This window comes from Phycicoccus duodecadis, assembly GCF_002846495.1.
Classification (GTDB): Bacteria; Actinomycetota; Actinomycetes; order Actinomycetales; family Dermatophilaceae; genus Phycicoccus; species Phycicoccus duodecadis.
Genome location: NZ_PJNE01000001.1, coordinates 210847 through 223286 on the forward strand (window position 1 = coordinate 210847; position 12440 = coordinate 223286).

13 protein-coding genes are annotated in these 12440 nt (G+C 74.4%); 3 read left to right on the forward strand and 10 right to left on the reverse strand.

Annotation, left to right across the window (positions count from 1 at the left end; translation table 11 throughout):
* Window positions 1-20 precede the first annotated feature (20 nt).
* The 8 genes from cmk to ald form a co-directional block, all read right to left on the reverse strand.
* Window positions 21-719, reverse strand: coding sequence for a (d)CMP kinase (gene cmk / locus ATL31_RS01030; RefSeq protein WP_101394133.1), 699 nt, complete (start codon window positions 717-719; stop codon window positions 21-23).
* A gap of 21 nt (window positions 720-740) precedes the next feature.
* Window positions 741-1823, reverse strand: coding sequence for a prephenate dehydrogenase (locus tag ATL31_RS01035; RefSeq protein WP_101394134.1), 1083 nt, complete (start codon window positions 1821-1823; stop codon window positions 741-743).
* On the reverse strand, window positions 1823-2749 hold the full coding sequence (locus tag ATL31_RS01040) for a pseudouridine synthase (protein ID WP_101394135.1): 927 nt from the start codon (window positions 2747-2749) through the stop codon (window positions 1823-1825). The genes ATL31_RS01035 and ATL31_RS01040 overlap by 1 nt, the downstream gene beginning before the upstream one ends.
* On the reverse strand, window positions 2746-3393 hold the full coding sequence (gene scpB, locus ATL31_RS01045; RefSeq protein ID WP_101394136.1) for an SMC-Scp complex subunit ScpB: 648 nt from the start codon (window positions 3391-3393) through the stop codon (window positions 2746-2748). The genes ATL31_RS01040 and scpB overlap by 4 nt, the downstream gene beginning before the upstream one ends.
* Window positions 3386-4303 (reverse strand): segregation and condensation protein A, encoded by a 918-nt coding sequence (locus ATL31_RS01050; protein WP_101394137.1) that lies wholly within the window; start codon window positions 4301-4303, stop codon window positions 3386-3388. The genes scpB and ATL31_RS01050 overlap by 8 nt, the downstream gene beginning before the upstream one ends.
* A gap of 5 nt (window positions 4304-4308) precedes the next feature.
* Complete coding sequence (locus ATL31_RS01055; protein WP_170062483.1) at window positions 4309-5190, reverse strand: ParA family protein; 882 nt, start codon at window positions 5188-5190, stop codon at window positions 4309-4311.
* Window positions 5191-5277: 87 nt separating this feature from the next.
* Window positions 5278-6189 carry a site-specific tyrosine recombinase XerD gene (xerD, locus tag ATL31_RS01060; RefSeq protein ID WP_342749449.1) on the reverse strand — a complete coding sequence of 304 codons (912 nt, stop codon included), beginning with the start codon at window positions 6187-6189 and terminating at the stop codon, window positions 5278-5280.
* Window positions 6190-6227: 38 nt separating this feature from the next.
* A complete protein-coding gene (ald, locus tag ATL31_RS01065; RefSeq protein WP_101394139.1) occupies window positions 6228-7343 on the reverse strand; it encodes an alanine dehydrogenase in 1116 nt (371 codons plus the stop codon).
* Between the two features lie 120 nt (window positions 7344-7463).
* Between ald and ATL31_RS01070 the strand changes: the two genes are divergently transcribed.
* Window positions 7464-8078 (forward strand): hypothetical protein, encoded by a 615-nt coding sequence (locus ATL31_RS01070; RefSeq protein WP_101394140.1) that lies wholly within the window; start codon window positions 7464-7466, stop codon window positions 8076-8078.
* Here ATL31_RS01070 and hisS read toward each other — a convergent pair.
* Window positions 8068-9462: a histidine--tRNA ligase gene (gene hisS / locus ATL31_RS01075; RefSeq protein ID WP_101394141.1), complete on the reverse strand. Its 1395-nt coding sequence runs from the start codon at window positions 9460-9462 to the stop codon at window positions 8068-8070. The two genes, ATL31_RS01070 and hisS, sit on opposite strands and share 11 nt — an antisense overlap.
* Window positions 9463-9470: 8 nt before the next feature.
* Window positions 9471-10172 carry an MBL fold metallo-hydrolase gene (locus tag ATL31_RS01080; protein WP_101394142.1) on the reverse strand — a complete coding sequence of 234 codons (702 nt, stop codon included), beginning with the start codon at window positions 10170-10172 and terminating at the stop codon, window positions 9471-9473.
* A 68-nt stretch (window positions 10173-10240) separates the two neighbouring features.
* Here ATL31_RS01080 and ATL31_RS01085 point away from each other — a divergent pair, with 68 nt between their 5' ends.
* Together ATL31_RS01085 and ATL31_RS01090 are read left to right on the forward strand one after the other, a co-directional pair.
* The gene (locus ATL31_RS01085; RefSeq protein ID WP_101394143.1) at window positions 10241-11065 is read left to right on the forward strand and encodes a peptidylprolyl isomerase; all 825 of its coding nucleotides are present in this window, start codon (window positions 10241-10243) and stop codon (window positions 11063-11065) included.
* A 2-nt stretch (window positions 11066-11067) separates the two neighbouring features.
* Window positions 11068-12426, forward strand: coding sequence for a DUF349 domain-containing protein (locus tag ATL31_RS01090; protein WP_245861814.1), 1359 nt, complete (start codon window positions 11068-11070; stop codon window positions 12424-12426).
* The last annotated feature ends 14 nt before the right edge of the window (window positions 12427-12440 follow it).

Consider the following 12440-nt stretch of genomic DNA (forward strand, 5'->3'; position numbering starts at 1 on the left):
CGGTCACCCGGCGGTGGGCCTCAGGACTCGTCGCTCCCGGTGGCGCCCGCCACGACGTCGAGGACGGCCTCGATGCTCCCCTCGAGGGTGAGGTCGGAGGTGTCGACCAGCACCACGCCCTCGGCGGCGTCCTCGAACTGCGAGACGGTCGAGTCCTGGCGGTCGCGGCGCAGGACCTGGTCGCGGGTGGCCTCGACGGCGGCCGCATCGGCCGACCCGTGCAGCTCGGTGCTGCGTCGGCGCAGCCGGGCCTCCTCGGAGGCCGTGAGCAGGATGCGCACCCGCGCGTCGGGGGCGACGACGGTGGTGATGTCGCGCCCCTCTGCCACCACTCCCCCGGTGGCGTCGGAGATCCGCGCCATGAGGTCGCGCTGGAGGGCCTGGAGGACGGGGCGCACCTCGCGGTTGGTGGCGACCGCCGAGACGGCCGTCGAGACCTCGGAGGTGCGGATGGCCTCCGTGACGTCGGTGCCGCCCACGGAGACGGCCGGGCTGGAGGGGTCGGTGCTCTGCTCCAGCGGCAGCGACCGCGCGGCCTCGGCCACCGCTGCGGTGTCGGCCAGGTCGACACCGCGCTCGAGGCACCACCAGGTCACGGCGCGGTACATGGCCCCGGTGTCGAGGTACCCCACGCCGAGGCGCTGGGCCACGGCGCGGGCGACGCTGCTCTTGCCGGATCCCGAGGGCCCGTCGATGGCGATGGTGAGCGGCTCGGTCATGGGCGAGGAGCCTAGTCGCGCTCAGCCGTGCAGGCGCCAGCCGCGCTCGGCCAGCGCCTCGGCGAGCCCGGCGACCGCGGCCGGCGAGACGTCGACCTCGGCCAGCCCGAACTGCTGCCCCAGCCCGTGGTCGAGGTGGAACTCCTCGATGTTGGTGCCGATGGCCCCGATGTCGGCGAAGAGCCGCCCCAGCTGGCCCGGCTCGTCGGGGACGAGCACCCGCACCGTGGCGTAGGCGGTCGAGGCGCCACCGTGCTTGCCCGGGATGCGGGCCTGGCCGGCGTTGCCCGCGGCGATGGCGCGCGCGATGGTGCCGCGGGCCCCCGGGGCGTCGCCGCCGCCCTCGAGCGACTCCAGGGCCTCGCCCACGGCGCTCAGGTCGTCGACCAGGGCGCGCAGCACGGCCCGGACGGCCACGGCGTTGCCCGCGAGGATCTGGGTCCACAGGTGGGGGTCGCTGGCCGCGATACGGGTGACGTCGCGCAGGCCCTGCCCCGCCAGGGCCACGGCGCCGTCGTCGAGGTCCTGCAGCCGGGCCGCCACGAGGCTGGCCGCCAGCTGCGGCACGTGCGAGACGGCCGCCACGGCCCGGTCGTGCTCCTCCGGTGGCAGCTCGCGCACCGCGGCCCCGGCCGCCCGGGCCACGTCGGTGACGAGCGCGGTGACCTCGGGCAGGGTCTCGGCCGTCGGGGTGACGACCCAGGCGCGCCCGTCGAACAGGTCGTGCCGGCCCGAGACGGCGCCGGCCCGCTCGCGCCCGGCCATCGGGTGCGAGCCGCAGTAGCGCGCCAGTGGGGCGCCGGCCGACCGCACGGCCGCCAGCACCGAGCCCTTGACCGACGCCACGTCGGTGACGGCGGCGTGCGGCCAGCGTGCCAGGGCCGCGACGACGCAGCCCGCGGTGACGTCGGGCGGGGCTGCGACCACCACCAGGTCGGGCTCGAGGGACTCCTCCGCGGCCGGCAGGCGCCCGGCGCCGAGGTCGCGGGCCAGGGCGGCGTGCGTGGGCACGGCGTCCTCGAGCGTCACGTCGTCGCCGTGCCGCGTCAGGGCCAGCCCCAGGCTGGTCCCGATCAGCCCGGTGCCGACGACGTGGACGCGCATCAGAGCCCGGCGGCCTTGTAGAGCGCCGCGACCTCGGCCGAGGACAGCGAGCGGAACTTGCCCACCTTGGTGTCGGCCAGCCGGATGGGGCCGACCTGGGTGCGCACCAGCGACAGCACGGGGTGGCCGACCTCGGCCAGCATCCGGCGCACGATGTGCTTGCGCCCCTCGTGCAGGATCACCTCGACGATGGCCTTGCCCGGCTGGGAGTCGACGACCCGGAAGCTGTCGACCTTCACCGGGCCGTCGTCGAGCTCGACGCCCTCGCGCAGCCGCCGCCCGAGGTCGCGCGGCACCGGCCCCTGGATCTGCGCCAGGTAGGTCTTGAGCACGCCGTAGCGCGGGTGCTGGAGCCGGTGGGCCAGGTCGCCGTCGTTGGTGAGCAGCAGCAGCCCCTCGGTGTCGGCGTCGAGCCGGCCCACGTGGAAGAGCCGCTCCTTGCGGTCGCCGAAGTAGTCGCCGATGTCGACCCGGCCCAGGTCGTCGCTCATCGAGGTGACGACGTTGAGCGGCTTGTTGAAGGCCAGGTAGACCCGCGACTCGTCGAGCTGGACCCGCTCGCCGTCGACGTGCACGACCTGGGTGGCCTTGATGCGCACGCCGAGCTCGCGCACGGTCTGCCCGTCGACCTCGACCCGGCCCTGGGTGATGAGGTCCTCGCAGACCCGCCGCGAGCCGACACCGGCCGCGGCCAGCAGCTTCTGCAGGCGCACGCCGTCGGGGTCGTGGACGTCGATGACGGGCCGCTGGGGCTCGCGCTTGGTCTGGGTGGGCTGGCTCGGGCGGGTGGTGCCCGTGCCCGGCGCCCGCTGGGTGCGCTGGTCGGAGCGGGGGCCCCGGCCTGCCTCCGGGCGGGGGCCCCGGCCTGCGTCGGCGCGCTTCGGGCCTCGGCCCGGCGCACCACCTCGGTTCTTCGGCGGTGTCATCCGCGGCCTCCTTCGGCGATCTCGTCGAGCATGTCGACCTCGGGCAGATAGGGCGCCAGGGCGGGCAGCTCGTCGATGCTCTGCAGCCCCAGCCGCTCGAGGAAGTAGGACGTCGTCCCGTACAGCGTGGCGGTGGACTCCTCGTCGTGGCCGACCTCCTCGACCAGCCCGCGCCCCAGCAGGGTGCGGATGACGCCGTCGACGTTGACGCCGCGCACGGCCGCGACCCGCGAGCGGGACACCGGCTGGCGGTAGGCGATCACGGCGAGGGTCTCGAGGCTGGCCTGGGTCAGGCGCGCCTGCTGGCCGTCGAGCACGAACCGCTCGACCACCGGGGCGTACTCGTGGCGGCTGTACATCCGCCAGCCGCCGCCGACCTCGCGCAGGGTGAACCCGCGCTGCTGCCCGGCGTAGCCGGCCTCCAGCTCGGCCAGGGCCCGGCGCACGTCGTCGGCCGGCTGCTCGAGGGCCGAGGCCAGGGCGGCGGTGGTGACGGGCTCGTCGACGACCATCAGCACGGCCTCCAGGGCGGCGTGCACGCCGCCGGGGAAGTCGGCGACGTCGAAGGCCAGCTGCTCGTCGGCGGCACCGGCCCCGTCGGGGGCGGTGGCCCCCGGCGCGGCGGCCGCGGTCGGCTCACTCATCGGGCTGCTCCGTGTCGGTCGGGGTGGGACGGGGGTCCGCGGACGGGGCGGGCGCGTCGGGCTCGTCGAACTCGTCGTCGACCTCGATGTCGCCCTCCTCCGGGCCGGTCCAGCGCACCGTGAGCTCGCCGAGGGCCTCGGCCTGCTCGAACCCGATGGCGGACTCGCGGAAGAGCTCGAGCAGCGCGAGGAAGCGCGCCACCACCACGAGGGTGGAGTCGGCGTCGGCCACCAGGGCCCGGAACGAGGCGACCCGCTCGCGCCGCAGCCGCGCGCCCAGCATCCCGGCCTGCTCGCGGACGCTGACGGCGGGGGCGTGCAGGTGGGCCAGCCCCACGGTGGGCGCGATCTTGGGCGTCAGGGCCCGGGCCGCGATGACCGCCAGCTGCTCGGGGGTCACCGTCATGACCAGCTCGGGCAGCAGGGCCGCCAGATGCGGCTCGAGGGCCACGGCCCGCGGCTGGCGACGCCCGGCGGTGGCCATCCGGTCGGCGAAGGTGCGGGCGATGTCCTTGAACGCGCGGTACTGCAGCAGCCGGGCGAAGAGGATGTCGCGGGCCTCGATGAGGGCGAGGTCCTCCTCGTCCTCGGGCCCGCTCTGCGGCAGCAGCCGGGCCGCCTTGAGGTCGAGCAGGGTCGAGGCCACGACGAGGAACTCGGTGACCTGCGAGAGGTCCCAGCCGGCCTCGGAGTCGCGCCCGGCCCGCAGGTGCGCGATGAACTCGTCGGTGACCGTCGCCAGGGCGATCTCGGTGATGTCGAGCTTGTGCTTGCTGATCAGCCCCAGGAGCAGGTCGAACGGGCCGGCGAAGTTCTCGAGGTGGACCTCGAACGGGGTGGGCGCCGCGCGCCGGGTGATGACCCCGCCCGGGACGGCGGTCTCCTCGCGGGCCCCGGGGGGCGCGGCCATCACGATCAGGCCGCCCCGCCGCGCGCGATGAGCTCGCGAGCCAGCTGGCGGTACGCGGTGGCACCCTTGTGGCTGCCGTCGTAGGTCGTGATCGGCTCGGCCGCGAGGCTGGCGTCGGGGAACTTGACGGTGCGGGAGATGACGGTGTGGAAGACCCGGTCGCCGAAGTGCTCGACCACGCTCGCCACGACCTCCTTGGAGTGCAGCGTGCGCCCGTCGTACATCGTGGCGAGGATGCCGTCGACGACGAGGCGGGGGTTCAGCCGGTCGGTGATCTTCTCGATGGTCTCGACGAGGAGGGCCACGCCGCGCATGGCGAAGAACTCGCACTCGAGCGGGATGATCACGCCGTGCGCCGCGGTGAGGGCGTTGATGGTGAGCAGCCCCAGCGACGGCTGGCAGTCGACCAGGACCACGTCGTAGTCGTCGATGACCGGGCGCAGCACCCGGGCCAGGATCTGCTCGCGGGCGACCTCGCCCACGAGCTGCACCTCGGCGGCGGAGAGGTCGATGTTCGCGGGCAGGACGTCGAGGCCCTCGACGCGGGTGTGGGCGATGACGTCGCGGATGTCGTGGCCACGCTCGACCAGCAGGTTGTAGACGGTGACGTCGAGCTCGTGGGTGGGTACGCCCAGGCCGACCGAGAGCGCGCCCTGCGGGTCGAAGTCGACCAGGAGCACCCGGCGGCCCAGCTCGGCCAGCGCCGCACCCAGGTTGATGGTGGTCGTCGTCTTGCCGACGCCACCCTTCTGGTTGCACATGGCGATGATCCGGGCCGGCCCGTGACCGGTCAGGACCGGCGGGTCCGGGAAGTCCGGCAGCGGTCGTCCGGTGGGGCCGACCTGCCCGTCGACGCGGATCTGGAACGCCGCCTCGGTCTCGCCCACCGTGTCTCTCCCCGGTCCTCTCGCGCGTCGGTCAGCATCCCGCTGATCGGGCCCGACCCTATCAGCGTGCGGCGGTGACCCCGGGCATCACCGGGCCCGTGGATGGGCCTGGGCGTACACCTCGCGCAGCTGCTGCACGGTGACGCGGGTGTAGATCTGCGTGGTGGTCACCGAGGCGTGCCCCAGCAGCTCCTGGACCACCCGCACGTCCGCCCCGCCCTCGAGCAGATGGGTGGCGAAGGAGTGCCGCAGGGTGTGCGGCGAGAGGTGCCCCGGGAGCCCGGCCCGTCCGGCCACGCCGCGCAGCACGGCCCAGGCGCTCTGCCGCGAGAGCCGGGCCCCGCGCAGCCCCAGGAAGACCGCCGGGGTGCCGCGGCCGTGCGCTGCGAGCACCGGTCGCCCGCGCACCGTCCAGGCCGTGAGGGCGTCGGCGGCGTACGACCCCAGCGGCACGATGCGCTCCTTGCCCCCCTTGCCGCGCAGCCGCACCACCCGCTCCTCGGTGTCGAGGTCGTCGACGTCGAGCCCCACGGCCTCCGAGATGCGGGCGCCGGTGCCGTAGAGGACCTCGAGCAGCGCGCGGTCGCGCAGCGACACCGGGGTGTCGCCGACCGAGGCCGCGGCCAGCAGCCGCTCGACCTGGTCGAGGGCGATGGCCTTGGGCAGCCGGTCGGGGGTGCGTGGAGGTGCCACGTCCCGGGCCGGGTCGGCGTCGAGGACGCCCTCGAGGGCCAGGAACCGGTGCAGGCCGCGCACCGCGACCAGGGTCCGGGCCGCCGAGGTCGCGGCCAGCGGTGGGTGCTGGTCGTCGCCCTCGCGCAGGCGGCTGAGGAACTCGGCGACGTGGGCCGCGGTGACCTCCTCGGGGCGGGCGACGCCCTGGTCGTCGAGGAAGGCTCGCCAGCGCCCGAGGTCACGCCGGTAGGCGGCCAGGGTGTTGGGCGAGACCCCCCGCTCGACGTCGAGGTGGGTCAGCCACGCGTCGACGGCCCGCCCCACGGGGGTGGGGCGGGCCGTCGACGGCGCGGTCGGGTCGGTCAGGACAGGGCCTCGTCGAGGGTGATGCTCTCCATCCCGAAGGCCTCGGCCACGGCGCCGTAGGTGATGTGGCCGGCGTGGGTGTTCAGGCCCAGGGCCAGGGCGCGGTCGGCGCGGGAGGCGTCCTGCCAGCCCTGGTCGGCGAGCTTGATGGCGTACGACATCGTGGCGTTGGTGAGCGCCCAGGTGGAGGTGTGCGGCACCGCCCCGGGCATGTTGGCCACGCAGTAGTAGATCGAGTCGTGGACCTCGAAGGTCGGCTCGGCGTGGGTGGTGGGCCGCGAGTGCTCGAAGCAGCCGCCCTGGTCGATGGCGACGTCGACCAGCACCGAGCCGGGCTTCATCTGCGCGACCATCTCGTCGGTGACGAGCTTGGGCGCCTTGGCGCCGGGGATGAGCACGGTGCCGATGACGAGGTCGGCCTGGAGCACCTGCTCACGCACCGACATGGCGGACGAGGCGATCTGGGCGACGCGGTTGTCGTAGCGCCAGAAGCTCATCCGCAGCTTGTCGAGGTCGGTGTCGAGGAGGGTGACGTCGGCGCCCATCCCGAGCGCGATGTTGGCCGCGTTCTGGCCGGCCACGCCGGCGCCGAGGACGACGACCTTGGCGTTCGCGACGCCGCCGACACCGCCCATCAGCACCCCGCGGCCGCCCTGGGCCTTCATCATCGAGTGCGCACCCACCTGGGGCGCGAGGCAGCCCGCGACCTCCGACATCGGGTAGAGCAACGGCAGCAGGCCCGAGGGCAGCTGCACGGTCTCGTAGGCGATGGCGGTGACCTTCTTCTCGACCAGCTCGCGGGTGAGCGGCTCGTCGGCGGCCAGGTGCAGGTAGGTGAAGAGGGTCAGGCCCTCGCGGAGGCGGTGGTACTCCTCGGCGACGGGCTCCTTGACCTTCATCACCATGTCGGACTCGCCCCACAGGTCGTCGGCCGAGGCGACGATCCGCGCGCCGGCGGCGGTGTACTCGTCGTCGGTGATGGAGGAGCCGAGCCCGGCGCCCTGCTGGACGAGCACGTCGTGGCCGCGGCGGGTGAGCTCGTGCACGCCGACCGGGGTGATACCGACCCGGAACTCGTTGTTCTTGACCTCGGTGGGGATGCCGACCTTCACGGATATCAGCCCTGTCTCGTGTCGTGGCCCGGGGCGTCGTTGCCCGGGAGCCGCCTCCGGCGGGAGCGCGATGGAAGTCTAGTGGCGACCCCGCAGCATCCGGACACCGCAGGAGACCCCGTGAAGCTCTACAGCGACCTGCCCGCCCGCCGGCTGCGCCAGGTGGCCGCCGACCTCGGTGTGCTCGCCTGGGTCTACCTGTGGGTGCGCATCGCGCAGCGCGTGCACGACGCGACGCTCTCCCTCGGCGAGCCCGGGCGGCGTCTCCAGGACGCCGGGGCCGGCTTCCGCGGCACCATGACCGACGCGGGCGACGCCGTCGACCACCTGCCGCTGCTCGAGGACCGCATCGCCGTGCCCTTCCGCTCGGCCGCGGGGCTGGGCGCCGACTTCGAGGCCGCCGGGCGTGACCTGGTGAGCGCCGTCGACCGCTTCGCGCTGCTCCTGGCCCTCACCGTGGCGCTGACCCCGATCGTGCTCGTCCTGGTCACGTGGCTGGTGCTGCGCTCGCGCTTCGTACGGCGGGCCACGGCGGCGCAGCGGTTCGTCGACGCCGACCCCGACCTCGACCTCTTCGCGCTGCGGGCCATGGCGAACCAGCCGATGACGCGGCTGGCCCGGATCAGCGACGACCCGGCCGGCGCCTGGCGGCGGGGCGACGCCGACGTCATCCGCTCGCTGGCGGTGCTGGAGCTGCGGGACGCCGGCCTGCGGCCCCCGCCCGTCAGGGCGTGAGGATGCTCGGCCGCAGGTCGGCCGCGGGGCACTCCCAGGTGGCGGCGTCGGCGTCGGCCTGGTCGCCGGAGCGGATGTCCTTGACCTGGTCGCCGCCGTCGTCGCCGGCGCCCGGGAACCAGACGAACGGGATGCCACGGCGGTCGGCGTAGCGGATCTGCTTGCCGAACTTCGCCGCCGTGGGGGCCACCTCGCAGGGCACGCCGCGGGCCCGCAGGGCGGAGGCCACGGCGTCGGAGCGCGAACGTCCCTCGTCGTCGACCACGGCCACCAGCACCGCCGCCGGGGTCGAGCGCGACGCGGTGAGGCCGCGCTTGGACACCAGCAGGTGCACCAGGCGGGTCAGGCCGATGGAGATGCCCACGCCGGGGTAGGTGGTGCGGCCGTCGGAGGCCAGCGAGTCGTAGCGGCCGCCGGAGCAGACCGAGCCCCACTCCTCGCTGCCGACGAGCTGGGTCTCGTAGACGGTGCCGGTGTAGTAGTCGAGCCCGCGCGCGATGCGCAGGTCGGCCACCAGCACCCCGGGCGCCCGCTCCATCCCGACCGCGATGACCGCGGCCAGTGCCTCGAGGCCCTGGTCGAGGGTGGGGTGGGTGACCCCGAGTGCCCGGACGGCGTCGACGAACGACAGGTCGGTGCTGCGGACCTCGGCCAGGGCGAGTGCGAGCCGGGCCTGCTCATCGGTGGCGCCGGCGGCCACGAGCTGGGCCGCGACCTTCTCGGGCCCGATCTTGTCGAGCTTGTCGACGATGCGCAGGGTGCCCGCGACGTCGGTGAGGCCGATGCCGAGGTAGAAGCCCTCAGGGATGCGGCGGTTGTTGACCTGGATGCGGAACTCCCCCACCGGCAGGCGCCCGAACGCCTCGGCGATGACCAGCGGCATCTCGGCCTCGACGTGCGGCGCGAGCTCTCCCACGTCGACGACGTCGATGTCGGCCTGGGTGAACTCGCGGAAGCGGCCCTCCTGGGGCCGCTCGCCGCGCCACACCTTCTGGATCTGGTAGCGCCGGAACGGGAAGGCCAGCTTGCCGGCGTTCTCGAGCACGTAGCGGGCGAAGGGCACGGTGAGGTCGAAGTGCAGGCCCAGCTCGGCGTCGGAGCCGCCGCGCTCCTCGGAGCGGCCCGCGAGGCGGGAGACCCCGTAGATCTCCTTGTCGGCGTCGCCGCCCTTGCCGAGGAGCCGGCTGGTGGGCTCGACGGCCCGGGTCTCGAGCGGGGCGAACCCGTGCAGCTCGAAGACCTCACGGATGGTGTCGAGGAAGTGCAGCTCGACGAAGCGCTCGGCGGGCAGCAGCTCGGGGAAGCCCGAGATGGGCAGGACCTTCTCGACCCGGACCTTCTCCGCCCGCGGGGCGCCGCCCCGACCCGGCGCGGCGTTCTCCACTGTCTCGCTCACGCGTCCAATCCTCGCAGGTAGGGGTTGGTGGCCCGTTCGCGGCGCATCGTGGTGGCGGGGCCGTGCCCGGTGAGGACCAGGGTCGAGTCCGGCAGCGGTAGGACCACCTCGCGCAGCGACCGGCGCATGGCCGCGTCGCTGCCGCCGGCCAGGTCGGTGCGCCCGATGGAGCCGGCGAAGAGCACGTCCCCCGAGACCACCGTGCGGTCCAGTCCCTCCTCGGCGGGCAGACCGTCGGGGACGACGTCGAGGGCGAACATGGCCGACCCCTCGGTGTGCCCCGGCGCGTGCAGCACCTCGAGCGAGAGCCCCGCGAGCTCGAGCCGCCCGCGGTCCTCGATCTCGACGACCCGCTCGGGCTCGCGCCACGTGGCGCGCTGCCCGAACTGTGCCTCCATCATGGCCAGGGTCCCCGGGTCGATGCTCGCCACCGGGTCGGCGAGCCGGTAGCGGTCGTCGGTGTGGATGTAGGCCGCGGTGTCGCCCCCGCACACCGGCGTCACCGAGTAGACGTGGTCGAGGTGGCCGTGGGTGAGCAGGACGGCCGCCGGGCGGAGGCGGTGCTCCTCGAGCAGGGAGCGCAGCGTGTCCTCGACACCGATGCCCGGGTCGACGACCAGACACTCCTCCCCCGGCCCGGGGGCCAGGACGTAGCAGTTGGTCCCGAAGGCGGCGGCGGGGAAGGAGAGGGCGAGCACCGGGCGAGCGTAACGGGCCCGGTGCCTACACTGGGCGCGCTGTCGGAGCGAGCACGGAGGATCTCGGGGTGACCAGGAAGCAGGAGCGGGCGCGGGCACGACGACGCTGGGAGAGGCGTCAGGCGACCCTGGCGCAGCGCCGGGCCCGGCGGCTGCGCTGGCGCCGCCTCGGCGCGGTCGTGGCCGTCGTGGCGCTGGTCGGGGGCCTGGTCACCGTCCTGGGGCTGACCTTCGGCTCGCGCGGCTCCGACGCCGCGCCGGGCGCCACGCCGTCCGCCACGCCGTCCGCCGCCAGCACCACGCTGGCGGGCTGCGCGCTGCCGCCCAAGCCCCTCGGTACCTCCGCCGAGCTCTCGCTGCCCGACAAGGCCACCGCCGCCGGCACGACGTTCACGGCCACCCTCACCACGAACTGCGGCGACATCGTGCTGAGCCTCGACGGCACCAAGGCCCCCCAGGCCACCGCGGTCCTGGTCGACCTCGCGCGCCGCAACTACTACAGAGACGCCCCCTGCCACCGCCTCACCACCGCCCCCACCCTCAAGGTGCTCCAGTGCGGGGACCCCACGGGCACCGGCCAGGGCACCCCCGGCTTCGGCTACGGCGTCGAGAACGCCCCGAAGGACGGGCGGTACCCTCGCGGCACGGTGGCCATGGCGCGGACCAGCGACCCCGCGAAGGGCACCGGCGGGCAGTTCTTCATCGTGTACGGCGACTCCACCCTTCCGGACCCGCACGGATACACGGTGGTGGGCAAGGTCACCGCAGGGTTGGATATCGTCGACAAGGTGGCCGCCCAAGGAGTGGCGCCCAACGACACGAACCCAGACGACGGATCGCCCGCCGCACCGATCAGCATCCTGAGCGTTGCTGTCACCGAGGAGAAGTCCTGACCGTGCCCGAGGACCAGCCCATCCCCCGTCCCCCCGTCCCGTCGCCGGCCGCCCTGGCCGGGCGCGTGGCACCCCGCCCGGTCGTCGCACCGGCCGCCCCGGCACACTCCGAGTCGGCCCGTTTCGGCCGCGTCGACGACGAGGGGCACGTCTTCGTCACCGTCGACGGTGAGGAGCGCGAGGTGGGGTCCTACCCCGGCGCCACCCCGGACGAGGCGCTGCAGTACTTCGCCCGCAAGTACGACGAGCTCGCCGCCTCGGCCGACCTGCTCGAGACCCGCCTGGCCAACCCCGAGGTCTCGGCCAAGGAGGTCGCCGACGGGCTGAAGACCCTCGAGGAGCACCTGGCGGAGGCGCATGTGGTGGGCGACCTCGCGGCCCTGCAGGCCACCGTCGAGCGGGTGCGTGAGGCCATCACGGCCAAGCGCGCCGAGGAGACCGAGCGGCGCCAGGCCGCGCGCGCGGTGGCCGCGGCCGAGCGAGAGGCCATCGTCGCCGAGGCCGAGCAGATCGCCGGCCAGCCGGCCGGCAGTACCCAGTGGAAGCAGAGCGGCGAGCGGATGCGCGCCCTGCTCGACGACTGGAAGCGCCACCAGCGCGGCTCGGCCAAGCTCGACAAGCCCACCGAGACCGCGCTCTGGCAGCGCTTCAGCCACGCCCGCAACACCTTCGACAAGGGCCGGCGCGCCTGGTTCGCTGAGCTCGAGACCACGCGCGCCGACGCCCTGGGGACCAAGAAGAAGCTCGTGGCCGAGGCCGAGACCCTGGCCAAGAGCACCGACTGGGGCCCCACCGCCCGCGCCTTCAAGCAGCTGATGGACCGCTGGCGCACCGCCGGCCGGGCCTCCCGCTCCGACGACGACGCCCTCTGGGAGCGGTTCCGCAGCGCCCAGGACGCGTTCTTCACCGCCAAGGACGCCGCGGCGGCCGTCGAGGACGAGGAGTTCCGCGGCAACCTCGCCGTCAAGGAGCAGCTCCTGGTCGAGGCCGAGGCCATCCTGCCCATCACCGACCTCGAGGCCGCCAAGGCCGCGCTGCGCTCGGTGCAGGACCGCTGGGACGCCGCCGGCAAGGTGCCGCGCGCCGACATCGAGCGCGTCGAGAAGCGCATCCGGCGCGTCGAGACCGCCGTGCGTGAGGCCGAGGACTCCCGCTGGAAGCAGAGCAACCCCGAGGTCGCCGCCCGGGCCCGCTCCATGGTCGAGCAGCTCGAGGCGTCGGTGGCCTCGGTCGAGGCCGAGGTCGCCACGGCCGAGAAGGCCGGCGACGAGAAGAAGGCCGCCGCCGCGCGTGACCGGCTGGCCACCCAGCAGCAGTGGCTCGAGCAGGCCCGCGCCGGGCTCGACGAGTTCGGCGGCTGAGCCACCCCGGCCGG

What these genes read in the sequence shown, in the direction of transcription:
- ATL31_RS01035 (WP_101394134.1), bottom strand. Translation starts at nt 1,823, where the DNA reads ATGCGCGTCCACGTCGTCGGCACCGGGCTGATCGGGACCAGCCTGGGG.
- scpB (WP_101394136.1), bottom strand. Translation starts at nt 3,393, where the DNA reads ATGAGTGAGCCGACCGCGGCCGCCGCGCCGGGGGCCACCGCCCCCGAC.
- ATL31_RS01050 (WP_101394137.1), bottom strand. Translation starts at nt 4,303, where the DNA reads ATGGCCGCGCCCCCCGGGGCCCGCGAGGAGACCGCCGTCCCGGGCGGG.
- cmk (WP_101394133.1), bottom strand. Translation starts at nt 719, where the DNA reads ATGACCGAGCCGCTCACCATCGCCATCGACGGGCCCTCGGGATCCGGC.
- ATL31_RS01040 (WP_101394135.1), bottom strand. Translation starts at nt 2,749, where the DNA reads ATGACACCGCCGAAGAACCGAGGTGGTGCGCCGGGCCGAGGCCCGAAG.